The sequence below is a fragment of the Glaciecola sp. 33A genome (assembly GCF_002836745.1).
Classification (GTDB): domain Bacteria; phylum Pseudomonadota; class Gammaproteobacteria; order Enterobacterales; family Alteromonadaceae; genus Glaciecola.
In genome coordinates, this window is sequence record NZ_PJAR01000024.1 from 1 (window position 1) to 22,606 (window position 22,606).

Annotated in this window: 22 protein-coding genes; 5 read left to right on the forward strand and 17 right to left on the reverse strand. The window is 42.6% G+C overall.

Translation table 11 applies throughout. The features are described from left to right. Both CXF81_RS00410 and CXF81_RS00415 read right to left on the reverse strand, forming a co-directional pair. Positions 1-396 (reverse strand): transposase (locus CXF81_RS00410; RefSeq protein WP_198556277.1); only part of this gene is annotated, 396 nt, incomplete at its 3' end. A gap of 511 nt (positions 397-907) precedes the next feature. Beyond that, the gene (locus tag CXF81_RS00415; RefSeq protein WP_101179123.1) at positions 908-1,132 is read right to left on the reverse strand and encodes a hypothetical protein; all 225 of its coding nucleotides are present in this window, start codon (positions 1,130-1,132) and stop codon (positions 908-910) included. 170 nt (positions 1,133-1,302) lie between these two features. Between CXF81_RS00415 and CXF81_RS00420 the strand changes: the two genes are divergently transcribed. Then, a complete protein-coding gene (locus CXF81_RS00420; protein WP_232771714.1) occupies positions 1,303-1,467 on the forward strand; it encodes a hypothetical protein in 165 nt (54 codons plus the stop codon). 668 nt (positions 1,468-2,135) lie between these two features. On the opposite strand, the gene CXF81_RS00425 is transcribed toward CXF81_RS00420, so the two are convergent. Then, entirely contained in the window at positions 2,136-3,425 is a 1,290-nt protein-coding gene (locus tag CXF81_RS00425; protein WP_101179125.1) for a site-specific integrase, read from the reverse strand. Positions 3,426-3,604: 179 nt separating this feature from the next. Beyond that, entirely contained in the window at positions 3,605-4,468 is an 864-nt protein-coding gene (locus CXF81_RS00430) for a YicC/YloC family endoribonuclease (protein ID WP_101179127.1), read from the reverse strand. A gap of 269 nt (positions 4,469-4,737) precedes the next feature. On the opposite strand from CXF81_RS00430, the gene rph reads away from it, so the two are divergent. The 3 genes from rph (at position 4,738) to tusA (ending at position 6,518) form a co-directional block, all read left to right on the forward strand. Next, positions 4,738-5,451: a ribonuclease PH gene (gene rph, locus CXF81_RS00435; RefSeq protein ID WP_101179128.1), complete on the forward strand. Its 714-nt coding sequence runs from the start codon at positions 4,738-4,740 to the stop codon at positions 5,449-5,451. Positions 5,452-5,581: 130 nt separating this feature from the next. Continuing rightward, a complete protein-coding gene (pyrE, locus tag CXF81_RS00440) occupies positions 5,582-6,238 on the forward strand; it encodes an orotate phosphoribosyltransferase (RefSeq protein WP_101179130.1) in 657 nt (218 codons plus the stop codon). Between the two features lie 28 nt (positions 6,239-6,266). Then, positions 6,267-6,518: a sulfurtransferase TusA gene (tusA, locus tag CXF81_RS00445; protein ID WP_101179132.1), complete on the forward strand. Its 252-nt coding sequence runs from the start codon at positions 6,267-6,269 to the stop codon at positions 6,516-6,518. A gap of 38 nt (positions 6,519-6,556) precedes the next feature. On the opposite strand, the gene CXF81_RS00450 is transcribed toward tusA, so the two are convergent. The 8 genes from CXF81_RS00450 to CXF81_RS00485 form a co-directional block, all read right to left on the reverse strand. Next, positions 6,557-7,762, reverse strand: a complete 1,206-nt coding sequence (locus tag CXF81_RS00450) for an alkaline phosphatase D family protein (RefSeq protein ID WP_101179134.1) — start codon at positions 7,760-7,762, stop codon at positions 6,557-6,559. Beyond that, positions 7,755-8,966: an alkaline phosphatase family protein gene (locus CXF81_RS00455; protein WP_101179136.1), complete on the reverse strand. Its 1,212-nt coding sequence runs from the start codon at positions 8,964-8,966 to the stop codon at positions 7,755-7,757. Before CXF81_RS00455 ends, CXF81_RS00450 begins: the two co-directional genes overlap by 8 nt. Before the next feature lie 100 nt (positions 8,967-9,066). Next, entirely contained in the window at positions 9,067-11,418 is a 2,352-nt protein-coding gene (locus CXF81_RS00460; protein WP_101179138.1) for a TonB-dependent receptor, read from the reverse strand. 259 nt (positions 11,419-11,677) lie between these two features. Next, the gene (locus tag CXF81_RS00465) at positions 11,678-12,436 is read right to left on the reverse strand and encodes a class I SAM-dependent methyltransferase (RefSeq protein WP_101179139.1); all 759 of its coding nucleotides are present in this window, start codon (positions 12,434-12,436) and stop codon (positions 11,678-11,680) included. A gap of 154 nt (positions 12,437-12,590) precedes the next feature. Continuing rightward, on the reverse strand, positions 12,591-13,136 hold the full coding sequence (locus CXF81_RS00470) for a YqaA family protein (RefSeq protein ID WP_198556278.1): 546 nt from the start codon (positions 13,134-13,136) through the stop codon (positions 12,591-12,593). 260 nt (positions 13,137-13,396) lie between these two features. Next, positions 13,397-14,707: an amidohydrolase family protein gene (locus tag CXF81_RS00475; protein ID WP_101179141.1), complete on the reverse strand. Its 1,311-nt coding sequence runs from the start codon at positions 14,705-14,707 to the stop codon at positions 13,397-13,399. 216 nt (positions 14,708-14,923) lie between these two features. After that, on the reverse strand, positions 14,924-15,487 hold the full coding sequence (locus CXF81_RS00480) for a DUF1285 domain-containing protein (protein WP_101179143.1): 564 nt from the start codon (positions 15,485-15,487) through the stop codon (positions 14,924-14,926). 1 nt (position 15,488) lies between these two features. Next, positions 15,489-16,376, reverse strand: a complete 888-nt coding sequence (locus tag CXF81_RS00485) for a DUF3014 domain-containing protein (protein ID WP_101179145.1) — start codon at positions 16,374-16,376, stop codon at positions 15,489-15,491. Between the two features lie 184 nt (positions 16,377-16,560). On the opposite strand from CXF81_RS00485, the gene CXF81_RS00490 reads away from it, so the two are divergent. Continuing rightward, the gene (locus CXF81_RS00490; protein WP_232771715.1) at positions 16,561-16,872 is read left to right on the forward strand and encodes a DUF6482 family protein; all 312 of its coding nucleotides are present in this window, start codon (positions 16,561-16,563) and stop codon (positions 16,870-16,872) included. A gap of 5 nt (positions 16,873-16,877) precedes the next feature. Here CXF81_RS00490 and CXF81_RS00495 read toward each other — a convergent pair whose 3' ends face one another. From CXF81_RS00495 to CXF81_RS00515, 5 genes are all read right to left on the reverse strand, one after another. Next, positions 16,878-17,357, reverse strand: coding sequence for an EVE domain-containing protein (locus CXF81_RS00495; protein ID WP_101179147.1), 480 nt, complete (start codon positions 17,355-17,357; stop codon positions 16,878-16,880). Continuing rightward, positions 17,354-18,700 carry an AarF/ABC1/UbiB kinase family protein gene (locus CXF81_RS00500; RefSeq protein ID WP_101179149.1) on the reverse strand — a complete coding sequence of 449 codons (1,347 nt, stop codon included), beginning with the start codon at positions 18,698-18,700 and terminating at the stop codon, positions 17,354-17,356. Before CXF81_RS00500 ends, CXF81_RS00495 begins: the two co-directional genes overlap by 4 nt. A gap of 97 nt (positions 18,701-18,797) precedes the next feature. Beyond that, positions 18,798-19,079: a hypothetical protein gene (locus CXF81_RS00505; RefSeq protein ID WP_101179151.1), complete on the reverse strand. Its 282-nt coding sequence runs from the start codon at positions 19,077-19,079 to the stop codon at positions 18,798-18,800. Between the two features lie 147 nt (positions 19,080-19,226). Further along, the gene (locus CXF81_RS00510; RefSeq protein ID WP_198556279.1) at positions 19,227-19,844 is read right to left on the reverse strand and encodes a DUF6702 family protein; all 618 of its coding nucleotides are present in this window, start codon (positions 19,842-19,844) and stop codon (positions 19,227-19,229) included. An 8-nt stretch (positions 19,845-19,852) separates the two neighbouring features. Then, positions 19,853-22,336, reverse strand: coding sequence for a M1 family metallopeptidase (locus tag CXF81_RS00515; protein ID WP_101179153.1), 2,484 nt, complete (start codon positions 22,334-22,336; stop codon positions 19,853-19,855). Positions 22,337-22,606: the final 270 nt, after the last annotated feature.

The following is a 22,606-nucleotide window of genomic DNA, read 5'->3' on the forward strand; positions in this document are numbered from 1 at the left end:
GCCTTGCTCATGACATATCAACAACACCTGCTCAAACACCGATTCAATCTCTTGTTTACGGCCACTGACAAAAGCGGCAATCGTTGTCCAGTGTGGCACTGAATCACAGCTCAACGCCTTAAATATAATATTCGTTTCACAGCACCACTGGATTTCTCGACTCGAGGTAATACCTTTGGAATAGGCAAACAGAATGATTTTGAGTAGAGCCGCTGGATCATACGCAGGCCGACCATTCTTATCATTTTTATACTTGGGATAGAACACTGATAAATCCAACGTCGAATCAATCAAATGATGGATTGCATGTTCAAACGTGCCAGCCTGAAGTTGGTCGAGATAGTTAATCACAACCATCGTACTTTGCCGATAATTTAGGGAGATAAAGCGTGGCATCACCAAGGCTCCTATGGCTAATTGATAATACCTATTTGATCACAAACGGTGATCGGTGGGAAGTGAAAACTGTGTGTTTTTTAAACTATTTTAGGGTTTTTCTAAAGCCTCAATTCCGTGTTAAGGGGCAATAATATAGTTGGCTAAAGTAGATAAACGGAGTGAACAAAACAGCCAATTTTTTTGTCTCTCTTCAAGTTCTTGTTGTACGAATTTACCACTTACCGTTTTTACATGCAGTAATTAACTACTTAACTGTAATAGTCATGTTACTAGCTGCTATATGCTCGTCACGATATTTTATTTTATTTTAAGATTAAGATAAATAAATCCCTTTAGACAAGGCTCATACCTAAAGTGTTTATTAAAATCAAACCCTGCCAGTACAAGCCAAATTTTTTACGACAATTTTCAAGCAAACTTCAAGCATCATCTCAATTAACTTTTAGATCACCCAATAAAGTTGAATGTTCTGATCTTTGGCCCTATAACGTTTATTTTCTCTGATATTTTAGGTATTGTTTGTTGCTATCTCTGCAATAACATTACCAAGTTCTATTTCCTCTGAGGCTATAAAATACCCGATACTTTCAATCATACCTAGCTCTATTCTTAGACTTGGCAGTTCGGGTTCAACATCAGCATTAAAATGAGCTTCTGCTGAGGCTTGACATAATTGTAGATACTTTTCAGTTGCTTCCTCTGAAAAGGTAATGACTAGCTGTTTATTATTCATTTCTTAAATAGACTCCGTTACATGTAACATAGGCTACAATATTGATTTTATTATATATTATGGTTGTCACACTTTTTAATGTTTTTTCAGTGAATTCTTGTCTTTATTTCCGTTTAATAACGACGACTTGTATTCTAACCTTGAAGTAAGTTTTCGAAGATTACAATACGATGGTAGACAGTGCACACGCTAAAATGATTTGGACGCATGAGGGCACAACCAATTGGTATCGTAATAAAAGAGGCCGTGTCGTTGCAATTACACCATGGCGTAACGACGACTTCTGGCGAATGACAAGGAAAATCGAAGAGAAAAACTACGTCTTCGATGATTAGGACCGATCGACAAAATTAAGCGGTTCTAGACTAGGCAACAATAATACTCATGCGCACAAATTATGAGATAATCGACTGATGATACATCAACGCAATTTTCAATCTATACGCGCTTTTCCGAATAGCTAGATTGATTGAAAATGCTTGGTGTTGTCGATACCCTTTGGTAACGTCCGGACACTCAATACCTTAGATACAGCTATGCGGATGTATTTAAAAAACAGGTATGAGTGCGTATAAGAATATGGCCCGTTTTTTATTTCATTAAGTTCTTCTGAAGCTAATGTTGGTGGATTGCTCTTGTTACATCTTATTATCAGGCTGACGGCCTATCCAGCTGTTATACAAATACTTATTGGTTCAATTATGTATCATTTACTTTGATCAATAATTAAATTTCGAACTTTCGCCCTATGTGTATTTCAGGCTATGTCCAAAACTCTCCAGAGAGGCGAGGTCTTTTTAGTTAGGATTAGTAATAAATACAACTATTTTTTTCGTCATCACATCGGAGCAAACTACCTCTAATGTTTTCAAAATAGAACAAAAATAAACCACTGTACTCTGCCACTAAACTCTGCCACTCTAACTGAACAGTAACTGTAAGCCACGAGTTACGTGGGCTAGAGTTTTCTGGCGGGGAATCCCTCTTTCCACAACAAACAACCCTAAACAATCCCCCCAACCAACTTAGCCAAACCCTCATGCGCCTCAACTCGCTCCTCAAAAAAAGCATCACGATTATAAATACCTTCAACGCCTTTTTTCACATGGTTAATAGCTTTTTCAGCGACTTCCCCACGTACTTTATTCTTTGACATAATAGTCCGCGTTGAGCGCCTGATATCGTGGATTACAAAATATTCAATGCCAGCTTCACCTAATACATCACCGGTGCTACTTTTCAGCTTTCCTGTTTTCTTCCCAAAAAGGTTAGTCAGCGCATGATTTAGTGTGTCATCGCTAATGTAGCCTCTGCGTTTGCTAGCACGCCTAGAGGGAAAAACATATTCAGAGGAATATGCCCTTGTCTTAAGTTCTTTCAACCACTCAATTACTAAAGGCGGTAGCGGTATGTCTATGGCATGGTTGTTTTTTGCTTTTTCTTTTGTCAAAAACCACACTTTCTTATCCAAGTCGATTTCGTCCCATCGTAACGATATCATTTCACCTTTTCTTACGCCTAATACAAGTATCATCGCAATGGCCAAATAATTTTCTCTACAAAAATGCGCCTGATTGTGCCTCATAACTGAAAATATGGTTTTCCATTCTTCCATGCTTGCTGCTCGGTCTCGCGATCTTTCCGTTCCTCCCGCATGTTTAACCTTAAATGAAGTGGCAGGATTTTTATCAGTTACACTTAGGGTGATCCCGTGGTCAAATAATTGCTTGAGGAATCCGAGCGTATCATTAGCAATTGTTGGTCTTTCCTCTTTTTTGCGACTTTTTACAAACATCAGTACTTTTCTTATATCTAAACCGCCAATATCGTCAATAAGAAGTCCGCCAATTATGGGTTTAATTTCTTGTGTGTAAATTCTATGCGGAATACCAGGATACTTGAGCCGTTTGGCATTGTCCTTGAGCCAATCTTGCGCAAGATCATCTACTGTCTTAAATTCGCTGCGCTGTGCTCTATTTTTTTCAGCAAGAGGGTCTTTACCGCTTTTAACTAAAGCCCGTTCTTCTGCTATTGCGCTTCTAGCATCAACGAGAGGCATGCCATCAGGTCTTTTGCCATAGGTGCCTAAAGTCATTCTTTTCTTTTTGCCATTGTAAGAGTATTGAAATACAAAGGTGGCTACACCGGCAGATTCTATTCTTAAATGCAAACCACGCTCGATGCTCGGAAAGCTTTTCCAACCGTTCTTAACTAACGCTTTGATCACAGCATCGTTAGCCTTACCTGACTTAACTTGTTCAATTAAGTGCTTGTGTTTGTCTTCCGAGCTCATAGCGTTCCAAAAAGGGTGACAGGTTCCACAATTATATACAAAACTGTAAACCTGTCACCCTTTTTGTCACCTTTATTAGGCAAGCTAATTGAAGTAAGTTTAATCTTAATTGATCTGCGTGTGTAGGTAATTCCTTGAATTTAAATACAAAAGCTGCTTTTTTCGGGCTTTTCTCAATCCTATTCTATATTCTGGATCTGCTCACGCATCTGCTCAATCAACACCTTCAACTCAACCGCCGATTGCGTCACTTCAGTGTTAATCGATTTCGACCCCAACGTGTTCGCTTCACGATTGAATTCCTGCATCATAAAGTCCAAACGACGACCGACAGCGCCGCCTTTTTTCAATATAGACAGGGTTTCAGTCACATGCGAATTGAGACGATCTAGTTCTTCTGCAACATCCATTTTTTGTGCAAGCAGCACCATTTCTTGCTCAACACGCGTGGCGTCTAATTCAATTTGTGCGTCGTTGAACTTGCTGCGAATGCGGTCTTTCTGCCATTCAATAACAGTGGGCATATGCGCAGTCACTTTATTGGATTCGCTCTGGATGGCCTCTAAACGCTGCTGAATGAGTACTTTCATGTTGTCGCCTTCGCTTGCCCGTGAAGCCACAAACTCTGTAAATGTGTGATCAAAAGCTTTTAACATGTCAGCTTGAATGGTGTCCATGTCAGCTTCTTGTGCGGCGATAACGCCAGGCCAGCGTAAAATCTCGATCGGATTAGCGTGGGCAACATCACCTTGCTGCTGAACCCATGCGGCTGCCGCGATAACTTGTTTGGCTAAGTCTTGGTTAACGTTTATGGCGCTCACATTTTCATCATTCATATTAAAGCGCAATGCACATTCTATTTTGCCGCGCTGCAGGCCTTTACGAAAACGTTCACGTAAAATGGGTTCAAGGCTGCGAAACTGCTCAGGTAGTCTAAAGAAGGTTTCGAGGTAGCGTTGGTTAACCGAGCGAATTTCCCAAACGGCACTGCCCCATTCGGCTTTAATTTCGTGGCGTGCAAATCCAGTCATACTGTAAATCATAGGTGTTCCTTAAAGCACTTGCAGCATCGTCGTCGTTAATTAATACGAGGCGATCACAAGTGGCGTAAATTGAGTGGTATGCTCGACTGGTTGAATAGTGGTGTTTCAACGTTCAATAACCAGCAACAAGCGAGTGTTAGTGTAACAGGCTTTATTAAATTGGCGAATCTTGCGCAGTTTTTAAGTTTTTTACGATAACTTTTACTTTACACCTCCCGATCACCGTTTAACTACGCTATAATTCTGGCCTGAATTTTAAGGAGATAAACATGCGTCCAAGCGGCAGAACTGCTAGTCAAATCCGTCCCGTCACAATTACCCGTAATTTTACTTGTCATGCAGAAGGGTCTGTACTGATCGAGTTTGGTAATACCAAAGTGCTTTGCAATGCCTCAGTTGTTGAAGGGGTGCCTCGTTTTATGAAAGGCCAAGGCAAAGGTTGGATTACTGCTGAATACAGCATGTTGCCACGAGCGACGCATACGCGTTCTGATCGTGAAGCCGCGCGTGGTAAACAAGGTGGTCGTACACTCGAAATTCAACGCTTAATTGCGCGTTCATTGCGCGCTGCGGTTGATTTAAAGTTACTCGGCGAAAACACAATTACACTTGATTGCGATGTTATTCAAGCCGATGGCGGCACGCGTACGGCCTCCATCACGGGTGCCTGTGTGGCATTGGTTGATGCACTAACGTGGATGCGATCTAAAGGCATTTTGAAAGCAAACCCAATGAAGCATATGATTGCTGCTGTGTCGGTTGGCATTTACAAAGGTAGCCCGATTGCTGATCTTGAGTATCTTGAAGACTCTGCTGCTGAAACTGACATGAATGTGGTAATGACTGATACCGGCAAGCTTATTGAAGTGCAAGGCACTGCTGAAGCTGAACCGTTTAGTTTTGATGAAATGAACGAAATGTTGAGTTTAGCCAAAGACGGCATCATGGAATTATTTGATGCTCAGAAAAGTGCGCTAGCGTAAGTTTCTTTGTCGTAAATACAGACAAGTGCAGAAAAATGAAAGGTCTCATATGAGGCCTTTCATTTATACAGAATTTGAAATACCACTATTATGGCTCACCTTTTCTGGGTTGATAACAAAGGCGTAAAGAATGCAAACAACTCAACTTCAAGATTACAAAAAAGAATTTATCGAATTTGCAATTGAGCGCAAGGTCTTGCGTTTTGGTGAGTTTACGTTGAAGTCTGGGCGTTTAAGTCCTTACTTTTTCAATGCTGGCTTGTTCAACACGGGCGGCGACTTAGCCAAGCTGGGTCGATACTACGCAGCGGCGTTGCAAGCCGCTAATGTTGATTTTGATGTCTTGTTTGGTCCTGCTTACAAAGGCATTCCTATTGCGACCACCACAGCGGTCGCGCTAGCAAATGAGTATAACCTTGACGTGGCTTATTGTTTTAATCGCAAAGAAGCAAAACTGCATGGTGAAGGCGGCAATTTAGTCGGAAGTCCGCTGCTAGGCAAAATTATGCTGGTGGATGATGTTATTACTGCCGGCACCGCGATCCGTGAGTCTATGCAGTTAATTGCACAACACGATGCGAGTTTGGCCGGTGTGCTCATTGCACTTGACCGTCAGGAACGCGGACAAGGGCAATTGTCCGCCATTCAAGAAGTCGAACGTGACTTCGATACTCACGTGATTTCTATTGTGACCTTAGCGGATGTGGTGGCATATTTATCTGCCAAAGAAACTAACGCTGACGCCGTGGCAAGTATTAATCATTACCGTGAGAAATACGGCATTTAGCCCAGTGCTATGCCGTTAATAAGGTGCTATGACCGATATATTTGAACAAGCAGACCACCAACTCGATGCGATAGGCCTCCGATGCCCTGAGCCGGTAATGATGATCCGCCTACAAATTCGCAACATGCAGGACGGTGACACACTGTCTATTTGTGCTGATGACCATTCAACAACCCGTGATGTACCGAGTTTTTGTCGCTTTATGCACCATACCTTGATTACCAGCGAAGTTGCTGCAGCGCCCTATCGATATTTAATTAAAAAAGGCTTAAGGGCTTAAGCCTGGATTAGTTTTGTAGCAGGGATCTGTTTTTAAGTTTAATAAGGAGATAAGCTGGATAATGCGATGTTTTGTTGCATCACGACAGCGCCGTTAACGTCCTTTAAGCCGAAATGAATACTGGGGTCCGTTAAGTCCCAGTTAACCGTAAAAAAGCCATAGTTCACTTTATCCGTGTAGCCTAAAATCCGATGTTGGTTAGGACTTACTTGCTTCCACTCTTCGGTCAAACCAGAGCTAGTGATATCCCAAAGCGGATAATCCATGTTGGTATCAAATTTTGATATTTCGCCCCAATGGGTGTCGCCACTAATAATGAACACGCCATTAACTTTGTGTTTTTTTATCAGATCGAAAAGGCGCTGACGATCATTGAAATTAGCCCATGACTCCCATCCGGTGAAGTCGGCGATGAGTTGCAAGCTTGAACCAATTATTTTGATCCGTTCAGGTTGCTGTAACTCAATCTCTAACCATTGCCATTGTTGCTCGCTTAACATTGACCCTTTGGAGTGCTTGTAAGGCCCCATATCTTTCAGTTTGCGATCCGTTTCATAGCCACTAAGACTGACCGACTCTAGGTCATCTCGCATATATCTCAAGTCAGGTAAAATCAATCGAATGGCGTTTAAATCGGTATTATCAGCTTCCTGAATACCAGCTTCCTGGATACCAGCTTCTCGAATACCGGCTTCTCGAATACCAGCATTTTGAATATCAGCATTGTCTGGGGAAATAAGGTAACTACCGTAAATGCCATCTTCTCTGCTTCTGCGCGGACTGTCTTTGGCTACATCCCAGAAGTCGAGCATGACTTTTTTAGACTCTGCTTTAAACGGGTATTGTTTTCCAGCATCGTTTTCACCAAAATCGTGGTCATCCCAAATGGCATAAACCGCTACCTTACTTTTTAAGGCCTTGACGCCTGGATCCTGCCCTAGCTTGTTATATTTTTGCGCAAGCTCTTGCATATCCTCGGTGTCGCCATAAATGTTGTCCCCGAGGAAAATAAACGCGTCCGCCGGTTCTTGTAAAATAGCATCAAAAATAGGCATGGCTTTATCTTGATGTGAACACGAACCAAATAGAATGTGTGTTACCTTGCTTGCTTGTATAGAAACTGGCTGCGCTGTCGGCAATGTTTGCGCCGCGACCATTGAACCAATAAATCCACTGACAAATAAGAATACAAAAAAGCTCGATATCAATAAGACTTTTGTTGCTACTTGGCGAATACTATTCATGCATAACTCCTTTTAATGGCGCTGCTGCTCCAATATCGTATTGGCTGACTTCAATGCCGAGTAAAGCCAATGCGGTGGCTGCAAATTGAGTTTGGGTTAATTCATTGGCGGTGGTTAACAGTCCTTGGCTTTTAATATCAGGTCCTATTGCGGCAAACCAAATATGCTCTGAACCAACAATACCATCTTTGAAGCGGGATAAGGTGGTCATGTAGTTTTGTACTGCTTGTTTTGAAGCATGGTGTTGCCAGTCACTCGCGTCGTTGCCGCGACCGTGATCGGTAATAATGATCATGTTGGTGTTATTTTTATAGGCAGGCATGTTTTGCAATGTTGCCCATAGGTCACGCAGATAATCATCAGTTTGTTTGGCGCTATCTAAATACGCATCATATTTTCCATTATGCGCAAAATCGTCAGTCTCGCCTAAATTGATGACCAACACTTTAGGCTGCATTGCTTGTAAATACAGCTTGGCGAAGCCATAAGTGAACGCGTCGTGTCTGACCGTCGCCCAGGGGCTGGGTATCTCAGCTTGTAACTGGTTCATCACCTGTATTTTAGTTGCAGTATGCTTGTCTTGTGACGTTTTTGGATTGGCTTGTATGGACGGCATGTCCTCAAATCCAGCATTAATAAACAGGCCGCTGCGCTCTCTATTGTAGATAAACGGAAATACATCCCAACCGGAGAAGATGGCAATTTGATTTTCGAAACTGGCTTGCTTGTTCAACCATTCCAAAAAGGTGACATTTGGATTTAAAACTTTGGCATTTGATGTCAAATTGTCGTCAACTTTGCCGGTAAATATTTCGTTATAGCCAGGGAAAGAAAAGTGCTGATTATTAGTTAATGACATCGTTGACTGGTTATTACGGTCGCCAATTAATACGCCGTTTTTGCCTATCTCGTTGGTCAAAAAAGGCATCAAGCGGTTTTTACGTTCTTGTTTATCTGGATGCCAAAAGCGATCGCTTAGCGCTTCGACATTATTTACAAAATCTTTATTGTTAAGCAGCTTTTCATCGGCACCGCCAAACGCTTCCTGCCAGCGTAAGCCATCGATAGTGACAATAACCAACTTTGGTGTTTCGGTATTGCTTAATTCAGTTGCACTGATCACGGGTGCTAAACTAGACAACAACGAAATCAAAATAACAGAGGTGATATTTTTCATAGACACTAACGTTATATATTCGATCATTGTCATTCCTTCAAATAAACAAAAAAACCCTGACCAATGTGGTCAGGGTATATAAAATGCCTCAGTAAGGAGACAGGGAAACAACCCGTTAAATGCTTAATTAAAAGCTAAATTGTAAATTGACGGCTGCCGTTCTTGGCGCGCCAATCCATGCAGACTGCCCTGCAATACCGCTTAGATAACTCTCGTCAGTGAGGTTATTCAGGGTAAATCGAACTTGCATATTTTGTATACCTTGAACTTCTAAATCAACGTTCACGCCCGCATATAAATCAGTCACAGTGTACGCCTCAGCGACAACGGTGTTTGCAGCATCAATAAAGCGGTCACCCACATATTTTACAGATAAACCGGCGCTGTAATTACCCTTGTTGTAATCCAATGACGTCACCCACATATCTTCCACCGATCCGAATACCGTGTTGCCTACTTGTATATTCAAACCCAGTTCGTCAGGTACGTCTTTGTAAGTTGATTCGTTGCTGGTAAATGATCCATAAAAACTAAAGTAGTCAGATAGCTGTACGCTAACCGATGCTTCAATCCCTTCAGATTCGATACCGCCAACGTTTATGTAAGAACCGTTTGTGCCAATATTATAGTCAATGCCTGAAACAGGTGAATCGGGCGGCAGAAAGGTAACTCGGTTGTCGAAATCTATTTTGTAAAATGTAACGCTAGCGTCGATAACGTCAGAGTTGTAACGAAAACCAATATCGAAGTTTGTTGCCGTTTCAGGCTTAATTTCGGTAAGCGTTGATGAATCTCTCTCCAGCACGGTGTCTTTAATTGCGGCGAAGTTCTCAGCATATCCAGCGAAGACTTCTAAACCGTCAAGTGGCATATTAGCGACGAGTCCGGCGGAGATTAATACGTCTGAGTCTGAGTTAACATTATCAACATTATTAGCAGCATTGAAGTTGTCATCTTTACTTAACTCAACAATGAATTTCTTAGCGCCAATTCGTGCTTTAATCCAATCAAAACTAGTTTCGTTTTCTATATAAAGCATCGTCGTGTCAACCGCAAAGCTGTTGTCGTACTGGATCCAGTAAGGTGTGTTATCGAACTCAAAACTGGATGCTGAATCAATGATTTTATGCCAATCACGATACTCATCTCGGCTATAGTCTTCATACCAAAGACCGGCACGAGTTGAGTTCTCCAGTGATCCCGTTTGGATAGTGTATGCAATGTCTGCGTTTAAGCCAAAGCGTTGCTTGCCATAATGCGTATGGCGATACGAGCCTACTGGGATCGCTTCTGGACCAAAACAGTCGGCGTCAAATGCGGAACCAGCACCACCATATGGAAAAGTAATTGAGCTCACACAGCCGTCAGCTGGCGTTAGCGCTAAACCGTCGCGATTAACGAAAGTAATAATCCCTCTTGAGCTGCCTCCCATTGCGGTTGTTTGTGAGGACAACTCTGTTTCTGCGCGGCCAGTATCGTCGGTTAAATCATTCAGATAAGGAGGAACCCAATCGCCACGGCCTTCATTGTCATGGTAATAAACGTTACTTGAAAAGTTGAGGTTATCCCCAGCATAATCTAAGGCTACGTAAGCGAAGAAATTTTCACGCAAGGTAGACCAACCTTTGCGATACAGTTGATCAACATAAGGTACGCCAGTCCATTCTGAGGTTAGTCGGTCAGAGTCAGGGTTGGTTTCAAATTGAGCTTTGCTAACACGTTGATAGTTATCTTCGTGTGAGTCATCATAAGAAGCGTAAGCTGTTAATCCCCAATTATCATTTAAGTCAGATATGAGTTTGGCCGCTAGATGGTCTTTCTTATTTTCAGCAGACTGATTTACCCAATCGGTGTTGCTGCTGCTCGATACGCTGATCCAGGCAAAGGTGTCTCTTGCAATTTCACCGGTGTTGTAGCGTAAAAAGTATTTTTGCGCTTGAAAATCACCAAATGACAAGCTGGTTAAGAAGCCTTCTTCTTGCGTTGGATCGATTGTGGTGAAATTGAGCGTACCACCTAAAGCTTCATTTGAGCGCGAAGCGATATCTGCGGTACCTTGAGATACTTCAACCAGATACAGGTTTTCGGTATCAATATAGCGGTTAGCTTTGGCACCACCGCCGTAGTTAGAGTTGCCGTTGGCTATCCCATCAACGGTAATACCAATCTGCTGTTCATCTAAACTCACTTGAAAGCCACGAATAGAGATTGTGGTTGACCAATCATCTGATCCAAACGTATCACCTTCGTTGATCAACACGCCAGGCAAGTTATCGATAGAGGCAAGCACACTAGTAAGATTGCTTTGCTGCTTTAACATTGACTCAGTTGTTTCGTTATTTGCATACGAAACACTTTTACCAATAACCTGAATTTTCTCAACATCAGAATCACCTAGATCTGCGGTTTCTGCTGCTTTTACCTGTGTATTAAGCGCGGCTAAACAAGCCAGCGTGATGTAACTGAATTTAGTGTTCATGAAAGCGTCCCAGTTCTAGTTTGTGTATTTAGTTTAAAATGCACGACTACTGTAGATAGCTTTAATGGCAATTACTTTACAGAAAAATGAACAAATTTAGTTATTTATATGACAGTGGTGTGGCAATAATATGACCAAAAAATGACAGGCTTGATATTACGAAGGCTTAATGGGGTTTGAAAAAAAGGAGTCTGGGTTAGCAAATCGACTTATTGGTTAATATCGATCCGGTATCCTGACTCCTGCTATTGTCTGTCGTCTAGCTTTTAGGCTTCATGAACTTAATTGTCCAGCGATCAGTGTTACCTGATACAGCGCGAGCACCTACTTCATATTCTAACTCGTCATCTTCTTTATAATGCATGTTGCTGTAGTCAACCATGACGAAACCGGCTTCTTGGATCTCTTTGATCGCCATTACCGGGTCAATACGACGGCGGTTACTGTCGTTTGACGGTTCCATGTGACGGGCAGTGTGGTCAACAACACCATAAATACCCCCTGGCTTTAAGGCTTCAAACGCAAGTTCGTTCATTTTTTTACGACCTTGTTCACCAAAGTTATGATAGTTACGAAAGGTAAGAACCATATCAACATCCTTTACGCCTAAGGTTGTCGCTTCTAACGAATAATTACGAGCGCCTTCTTCACGAAAGCTATTGGCATCCTCAGCAATGACTTTCATTTTTTCAAAACCAGCGACGTCAGATAAATTCTCTTTAATTCTCCCAGTACCAATTGCCGCGTAGTATTCACCATTTTCGCTTAATGCAGGAACCAGTAATTTTGTATACCAGCCGCCGCCAGGAATTAGCTCTACAACGCTCATGTTATCTTCAAGGCCAAAAAATTCTAAGGTTTGAACCGGCTTACGGTTTCTATCGCGTTCGAGTTCTGCTTCGGTCCTAATATCTGAGGCCATTGCTGTTTTAATTTTATCGCCAATAGGCGCAGCAATCGACAATGCTGAAGCGCTCAATAGCGCACAAACTAAACTAAGTGAAACTAATTTTTTCATGATTTTTCCTTTATCGTTTTACGTTATTATTGCTGTTAATAATTAATGCTTCGCTGCTAACTGTTTCTGTTTGTTGGTGCCACTTTTTGAATTGTAAGGTTGTTACGCTTGTCTCAATTCAGACTTTTCAACATGATACTCATCCCTCTCACTTTCATTTAAAAAGAATCAGCCACCAGACCATTCCAATGATACACAAAGCCAATACCCCAGCTTGCCACTTATACCTTCTTATTAGCTTTTCGGTTTTGTCACCAAAGCAATAAACCAGCGCCGCTATCCCGAAGTAGCGGATCACTCTGCCCATTGCTGTCGCCAATAAAAACAGTGGAATTGAATAAGCAGTCACACCTGCGGCCAACATCGCTATTTGCAGTGGTATTGGTGTAATACCTGTACTAAATATAAACCAAAATCCATCGGTTTCCATGCGTTTTTGAAAACTAGCAAATTGTGCTTCAGTGGTCATATTTTGCATGATGACATCGCGCATTAGGTCAAACAGGAAATAGCCCACCAAATAACCCAATAATGCGCCAATTAGACAACCTACGGTTGCCATTAGTGCAATTAACCAAAGCTTTTCACGCCGTTTCTGCATAAGCGGAACCAATAAGGCTTCGAGCGGAATAGGAATGATCGTTGACTCTAATAATGATGCCAACGTTACACTGGACAACATATGTTTAGAGTGAATCATTGCGTGAATTTTTTTCTTTATGGACACGACATCTTAGCTTTTTAAAAGGGAGGCTTCTTTACGAGTGGCCTCAAAACTGAATGGGGTAGCCCAAAATAAAACAAGCAGCCTATGCCGGCTGCTTGTTAAAACCTGAGTTAATACGTAACCTAATAATACAGCCTTGGGCTAGTAAAAAAGCCTTGGGCTAGCAAAAAAGCCTTGGGCTGGTAAAAAACCCTTGGGCTAGCAAAAAAGCCCTGGGCTGATAACTACTCAGACTAATTTTTAAATACCGTTCCGTCTTTCATCACGAAGTGGACCTTTTCCATCAACGAAATATCATCCAGTGGATTACCCTTTACTGCCACTAAATCGGCCAATTTCCCTTGCGTTATAGTGCCAAGGTCTTTGTCGATTTTTAATAACTTTGCGGCGTTAATTGTGGCACTCAAAATAGCATCCATTTCTGACATACCCGCTTGCACCATTAGGGCAAACTCTTGCGCATTGTCGCCATGCGGAGAAACACCTGAATCAGTACCAAACGCAATCAACACTCCGTTTTCATGGGCTCGGGCAAACGTTTTTTGGATCAAAGGACCAATGGCAGCTGCTTTTGGGCGCACGATATCAGGAAAATAACCGTCTATTTTAGCTTTCTCTGCAACAAAGTTACCCGCTAATATAGTGGGTACATAGTAAACGTCATGCTTGCGCATGAGTTTAATGATTTCATTGTCCATGTAGGTGCCATGCTCAATGGAATCAATGCCAGCTAAAATAGCACGCCTCATGCCTTCCTTTCCATGCGCATGCACCGCAACGGTCATGCCATAGTCCTTGGCTGTTTGCACAATCGCTTCTAACTCATCGGTCATGAATTGCGGATTTTGTCCACTTTTTGCAACACTTAACACACCGCCTGTTGCGGTTATTTTAATTAAATCAGCGCCGTCTTTATAACGTTGACGAACGGCTTTTCTGGCTTCTGCAACACCGTTTATAACGCCATCACGTGGCCCAGGATCGCCCATTAAATCGTGACTTCTGCCGTTAGTTGGGTCGGCATGGCCGCCGGTCGTAGCAATCGATTTTGCCGCGGTATAAATACGCGGTCCGACACTCACCCCTTGGGTAATCGATTTACGCAAAGCCACCGTTTCGTTGTCAGCATCGCCAAGATTTCGTACCGTTGTAAAACCAGCCATTAAGGTTTTACGTGCATAATCGACAGCGGCAATTGCATAATCAGCTTCGTTGGACGTAAAACGCTTTAAATAGGAGCTAGGGCCTTCATTTTGAGACGATAAGTGCACATGCATGTCCATTAGGCCCGGCATAAGCGTGCTGCCAGTCAAATCGATGAAAGTATCACCTTCGCCACCTTCATCTTTGCCGTCAACGATGTTAATAATTTTGTTGTTTTCGACAATCACAGTCTTATCACTCTGCATTTTTGAATCTTCGGAGGTGATGAGCTGACTGGCAAAAATATGTATTGCTGCGTGTGCTTGAGCGGTCACTAGCAAAGCGGCAACAACCAATGCTACTTTTGCTATCTGTGAGCGATGGAATAGATTTTTAATCATTCTATTTATTTTCGTCCTTGTTGGCGTGCGATTTTGTATAGCTACACATTAGGATAAAATTGTGAGCAAATCAAAAGATTATGTCATATCGCCATAAACTCAGGTGTTGAGGAGTTCACGCCTAATGATTTACGGTTTGAGGTTTACGTCAGCAAAGACCGATTATACGCACCGCGATTACCTTTTGCATATAGATTATCTTATTCGCACAGGCGCTTAAAACACACCTAAACTAAATTCGTATTGGTTACTTTTCATGATTAACTCTTTGCCTCTATCAGTGCCTGTTTCGGTCGCTATTTCAGCCCATTGATACATGACGTTTTGGTGCAGTCTCGCCCATAAGTTACGTCTAATTAAGCAGTAAGGAACGAGTGTTGCACCAATACCTACATTGTTACCATCTGGTGTAAACGGCCTGAGTTGTATTGGGTGGTTGTCGCCGACGTCGACTTCATCTCCAATTTGAGTTTTTACTAGTAATGCACCTTTTTCAAAGCGCCAATTGACCACAATAAAAGGGACGTCTTCTACTTTAATACCAATTTTTTCGACTGGCGTGACCAAAAAATAGGCATCATCTTCTTTTTTGAGCACACTCGATAACAAGCTCACCAGTTTAGCGCGAGTGAAAGGCGTACCCTCGTGCCACCATTCACCATTACTCTTTATGACTAAGTTCATGTCGCCGCAAAATGGCGGATCCCACTTCTCTACCGGTGGTATTTGCCTTGTGGCCGATGTATTACCGAGTTGCTGAGTTAGCTTGCCTAAATCCATATTACTTTTGCAACGCGTCTTGTAAATCTCGCAATATGTCTTTTATTCTGCGCGTGTTTTCAGGGCCCGTTCTTATTAATTGCTTTTGTGGACCAGATAAAGCTTCGATCTGTTCATCTTTAAATTTAAACATAACGCTGTCGGAATAAACTTCAATAGGCAGAGGTATAATGGGTGTATTTAGTAATTCATTGATGGCTTTCAATAGCATGCTATCAAACGACGTATTGGGCGGCGAAATCTCGGCAAACTTAGCTTCTAGGGTGCCACGATAAGTGTCCATCAGTTTGACTAAATCGTCGGTGCTCATCGATTCAAGTGCATCAATATACGCGTTATAGCGTTTGTAACTTGAAGTGTCTATCCACTCACGATCCGCCTGCTGATAAACGCGGAATTCCTCTTCGGGTGCAACAACTAAGCTGTAATTAGGTGACATCTCTTGATTAGCGATGCTGTTGACATTGATAACAAACTTCTGCAGTAAGCCCTCGTTAATTAGGTATTTTCCAACCAGTGGTGATGTCGCCATAGTCATAAATGCATTCTTTATGGCGCCGTCACTTTCATCTAGTGGCTCAGCTTCAACTATGTCAGGCAGGGGTTCAATATCTTGGCCGGTCTCAATTTCAAGTGACTGGATCTCACGTGTTCCTTCGAAAACATCTGTCTGAGGTGGCATATTTTCAGATCCATCGGGGTCTGCAAGCTCATCAACTGCGGGCAGTGCTGGTTCAACGGCAACAGGTACTGTTGTAAGCGGCTGATCTTGGTCAGATGTTGGCCAAAAAAACGCAACTAATAAGATTGCAATTAAGACGCCCGCAGCAAAAAGATACGGCTTCATTTGCGCCATTTGACTGGTTGATTGTGCTTCTTGATCTGACATTTATGCCTCTCTTTGCGTTTCGTAAAAGGTGATTACTGCTCAGTATAGTCCAGTCCAGCGTTAATGCGTACAGCATAGCAGTTATGACACGTGCTTATTTGTAAGGTTCAGGATATATTTTGAAATGAACTTTTACCGCTGAGGTTGGTATATTATTATATTATAAGGTAAAAAATGACCAAATATGAACATAAAATATGCAATGGCGAAGTTGGCAAAAAAGAAACATCATATTGAACGCCTAGAAATACAGTCTTTTGAAATGAATGTGTATTTAGTGAAAGTGACGATTGCAGGTGAAGCGGGTTTTGTAACCGACAAAAACGATAGCCCAATGCGATTTCACAACTCGCAAATGGTAAGAGATATGTTTGAACACTGCAACATCGATAATGCCGTCATGACGCATGATTCGCCGTATGATGAAATGATTGGTAACCCAATGAAAAAAAGTGATTTGACCGAGATGCCATTTTCAATGGATCAACCTTACTAGCTTGGCTAAACGCTTCTTGCGCTTCTTGCCGCTGCTAACAAAATATCAAATTCTAAAGCGTTAACCGGCATAATGGACAACCGTCCTCCTTTCTTTACTAAACCAATGTCGATGATACTGGGCATTTGTTTGATGCTTGCCAAGGGTAAAATGTGTTCAAAGGTCTCGACATGCTCTAGCTCAACCATGCACCAACGCGGATTATCGGATACTGACTTAGGATCGAAATAATGACTTTCGGGATTGAATTGGCTTGGATCAGTCAGTCCGGTGTCACTTACTCGGGCTAATCCAGCGATACCAATATGTTGGCAACTTGAGTGATAAATAAATGCCATATCGCCGACCTTCATTGTATCTCGCATAAAATTGCGTGCCTGATAATTACGAATGCCATCCCAGCCTTCACGCTTGTTTGGCTGGTTAGCCAAGTCGTGAATGCTAAAAGCATCGGGTTCCGTTTTGAACAGCCAATATTGTGTCATTTTTTATCGCTCGGTGGCTTTGCGCTTTGCATTAGGTAAGGAGCAAGTACGCCTTTAAAATCCAGTGTTGCACCTAACTTATTGGCTAGCAGTATCATGCCTGTAACTTTACGATTTACCAAGGCAACCTCAAATATAGGCGATGCGGCGGCTGTCTTATCGGTGATCAGTGGCATACTAACTACCTGAATTCGCTTAATTAGTTTTTGTTTTTTTAAGTTGTAGCCAGTGTCACTTTGCAAGCAATCGCTTGCTTCAAAACAGGCCTTTAGGACTGTATCGATGGCTGCAGCACCCATGTTATTGTCAATTAAACCAAGCGAATATAAGGCTGAGCGCATGTCGTTATTATCTTGACGCTGCATCGCATCGGCCATTGCCAGATAATGCACCGAGGTGTGCTCAGAAATTTGCCGGCAGGCTCCAAAATCGAGTAACACTATTTTTTTAGTATCGCTCTGATACAAATAATTGGCAAAGTTTGGATCACTTTGCATGAGCTTGTGCACGAACAATTCTTGGTAGCTTAATTGCATTAATCGGGTACATACTAGATCGATAATATCAGAACTCATGGCACTAATATCGGTGATGGGAGAACCTTCGATATATTCCATCGCAAGTATGTTTTGGTCAGTTAGCTCGTCAACGACATAGGGCACAATAAAATGAGGGTCGTTGTGCAAATTTTCGCGATAAGCGTTAATAAATTTGGCCTCCTGCAAATAATTAGCTTCATTTTTAAGTTGTGCCTTTGCTTCAGTAAGCAAACTGCTTAGGTCGATATGTTTTGGTAGTACCGTGCTCAGTTTTACTAAACTCATGACGTTATCAATGTCACTGTCAATGCTTTCTCTTACCCCAGGATATTGGACTTTAATAGCAAGCTGGCGACCATCTTTTAGTGTTGCTCTATGAACTTGGCCAATGCTTGCTGAGGCAATGGGAGCAAATGAAAAATAACTAAAGTGCTTATGCCAGTCTTGTGACCAAGACGCTTCCAGGGTCTTGAGTAGCTGCGCTTTAGGCATTGGATCAGCTTCTTGGCGCAGTCGTGAGAGAATGGGCTCCCATTCAGCGGGCAGCAATTCACCTGCGTCCATGGAGAGTAATTGACCAATTTTCATGGCAGCGCCGCGCATATGTGCTAAACGCTTAGTAATAGATATCGCGTTGTCGGTATCGAGTAAGGACTGATTTAATGATGGGCGCTGACCACTGAGAATTTGTTTTGTGGTGCCTTTAACAACATTGCCAGCGATAGCTGATGCCAAACCACCAAACTTAACTAAACGAGCAATTCTTCCGGAGGGTACTTTTCGCTCGTTGCGTTTGTCTGTCATTGCAAAACTGATCCGTTGGGCATGTTAACTCTGTTACCTTTGTTGTGTTTACCACAGCCTCTCGGCTATTTGCAGCGAGTGCCATTACTATCGAAACTTAAACAGAGGAAATTACGGGTGCGAGTACGAAACACAAGAGGCCAAACACGCTGCCTATACCAAAACCAATCCAGCCATTTTTGCCGATGTAACGAGCAACTATACCAGCAAATAATCCGCACCAAAGCATGACACTATAAACTGAGTCAATTACGCCAACGCCTGCGCCACTGAACAATGCGAACAAAATGAAAATACACATCGAGGCTGACATGATCACCCAAACGACGTTCTTCTTGTTCTTAAACTCATCTAAGGGGTTATATTTTTTATCGGACATAGGTTTCTGTTACTCTTACTTATATTAGGCGGACTTGGTTTATAACGCTGTCGCTGCGAACGACGCTGTGGCCATTAACGACGCCGTGGCCAATAAGAAAACGCATCGAACGCGACGGCTTTAACCACCCCACGTCCGATTACAGCATTAATGATGCGTAAACTCTACACTTAATATTTCAGTACTGTCAGTAAACGTTAATGTTTGAATATCACCCATGCCTTCAACGTTAATAGTATTAGTCTGTTTATACCAGATGTCTCGTAGCGCATTGTGCTGAATGTACAGCCCCGCTAAATTGGCTGGCGCCGGTGTTTCTTGGTAAACCCAAACGTGTTTTCCCTCCAACTCCGTGCCAACAAAGGACAGCGGTAATTGCGTTTTGTTCATGTCGTAGATGGCAAACCGGTTGACCACGTACTGAGCAAAATCAGACTGGGTTTTTTCACTATTCATGATATCCGCGCTACCATCAAAAATTTCTTTTACCGCATGCTCTGCATCATGTAAATCGAATCGATGCGTGACTTCGAGGTTTTTCGTTCGTGGATTGAAAAGTACTGTCGTGATTGCCATTTTTTGCTGATGAGCAATGACGTTATTAACGTTTAATACGCTAACACCCAAGGCCGCAGTGAAAAAGCCAGTGATAACAAACGAGCTAATTGCGACTGCGGTGACTGGCGTAAAACGCGCTAGTAATGAAAGCACAAGTGACAAAATTGTCACTTGTGCTTTAGTTGTTGACGTAATTGTTAGACTCATATTAGCGACTAACTCTTATCTTCTTCGTCTTGCTCTTTTTTCAATTCTTCAGCAGATTTAAGTTTTGTTTTACTGTCTTGCATCAAATCACGGCGCACGCCTGATGTGTTGCTATCAGCCTTGTAAGCTTCTATGCGTGAAGGAATGATGCGACGAGGATAGTGATTGTTTTCAATATCAACGTCCGCTGTTTCCCAAAGAGGGTCAACAGTCACTGACGTTAATACTTTACCTTTTTCAGTCACCACAAGCTTAGAAACTGCCTTCGGACTGCGACGCCAAATTTCAGCTGGAATATACATGTTATCTTTGCTGCCATCTTCAAATTTCAATTCGAGAATAATCGGCATGACCAAACCACCTATGTTAGAGAAGTCCAAAACATAATAGTTTTTGTCTTCTTTGACGGCGCGTTCAAAGACACGTTTTTCCCAAGGGTCTAGCTTGTTGACGAATGAACGATATTTGTTACGTTCTTTATTAGTCACAGTGAAGCGATCGTTTTGGTCATAAAAATCCTTCACATCGGCGTTACGATCAACCCATAAATCTATGCCTTTTGCTTTGTTCCGTTGGTCTGTCAGAGACACTGGTTTGTCCATTTCAGTGTCGCGTTGGCGAGCAAAATCGATGTCAGGATCCTCAGTATCTAAACGTAACTTATAAACATGATCCAATGAGATATCAACATGGTCAGTCGAGTAAAACCAACCTCGCCAGAACCAATCGAGGTCAACACCGGAGGCCTCTTCCATGCTCCGGAAAAAGTCAGCCGGCGTGGGGCGTTTGAACATCCACCGCTGCGCATACTCTTTGAATGCGAAGTCAAACAAGTCACGGCCCAGAATGGTTTCGCGCAAAATATTTAATGCGGCGGCTGGTTTAGTATAAGCATTAGGACCCAAACGTAAGACAGAATCTGATTGCGTCATGATCGGTACCTGAGTGCTCGACTTCATGTAGCCTGTTACGTCGCGTGGCTCAACACCCCAAGGGATTGTCGGATCCCACTCACGACCAGCAACACCGTCTAAGAAACTATTTAAGCCTTCATCCATCCACGTCCATTGACGTTCATCAGAGTTAACAATCATTGGAAAGTAGTTGTGACCAACTTCATGAATAACCACGCCAATTAAGAAGCGCTTTTCCGCCAAAGAATAAGTGCGTTCGCCATCGTCTTGTAATTCAGTACGTGGACCATTGAACGAGATCATAGGGTATTCCATGCCGCCGACTGGACCATTCACCGATTGCGCAACAGGATACGGGTAGTCAAACGAAAAGCGGCTATACACTTCCATCGTGTGAATAACTGATTCAGTGCTGTACTTTTCCCATAAATCACCACCCTCTTTAGGATAGAAAGACATTGCCATTACGAATGGACGTTCTTCTCCGCCCTGATTGTAACCTTTGGCATCCCATATAAACTTACGTGAGCTGGCCCACGCAAAATCCCTTACGTTTTGTGCTTTAAAACGCCAGGTTTTTGATTTTGACGTGCCTTCTTTCTCGTTTTCTAAGGCTTCTTCAGCCGTCACAATAAATACAGGACGCTTGGCTGTTTCGGCTTTTTCTAAGCGTTTACGCTGTGCGTTTGTTAACACATCTTTGGCGTTTGCCAATTCGCCTGTTGATGACACGATATGATCAGCAGGAACTGTGATGCTAACGTCATAGTTACCAAATTCTAAGGTGAATTCGCCACGACCAATAAATTCTTTGTTGGTCCAAGCTTCATAGTCAGTGTAGGCCGCTAAGCGAGGAAACCATTGCGCAAGCAAGAATATATCATTACCGCCTTCACGCTCATCGTCTGCAAAGTGTTCATATCCAGCACGAGCTGATACGGCGTCTTCTTCAACAATATTAAACGCAAAATCAAGGTTGAGTATAGTACGGCTGTTTGGCTTAAGTGGTGACGCAAGGTCAACTCTCATGAGCGTGCCAACAATCACATGTTTTAGGGCGTTGCCATCACCGTCAGCGACTTTTTGTAGATCGTAACCCAACTCAGTATCATCAACAAACTGTTGGCGACGTAAAGCATCTAAGCTTAAACGCGCGGGTGAATCTCCGCTTGCGCTTTTGGATACTGGCCCGCGATTGCCGATACCGCCAAAGGTGGTCGTTAGTGCGGACATGGAGTCGTCACGAAATTTGTTTTGGTCCAATTGGATCCACAAATACTTAAGGGTGTCAGGTGAGTTATTTTCGTAAGTGATGCTCTGTGACGCAGTTATTCTTCGTTTTGCTTCATCAAGCTTCACCTCAATAACGTAATCAACTTTTTGCTGCCAGTACATATGGCCGGGCTCACCCGCCGCATTGCGGTAGACATTCGGCGTGGGCAGAACTTCGTCAAGCTGACGGAATTTGTCTTCAAAATCACCTTTGGTTTGTTGAATGGCAGAACTTGCAATGCTACTTAGAGAAAAAAAGCCGGTTACACATATAAGTGCAACAAGCGAGACTCGCGATAATGACATGTATTTTTCCTTTTTACCGATGGCTTGATTTTTTGTGCCGATGCTCAGGTTGCTTCTTAGGTTGTTTCTTTGTCGCGAACGTTAATGAGATCCTTCACGCCCTCTTGCACACTCACATGCACTCTCTGCACTCTGTGCGCATGCCAAAAACCCACTGATGTTTATAACTACTGCTAGTTTATTATAAAGGCTTCAAATATAAATAAAACCCGTTGCCCTTAATTCCTTAAAATAGTGTGTGCTTTTATCAGCAAAAATTGCGTTTTTGCT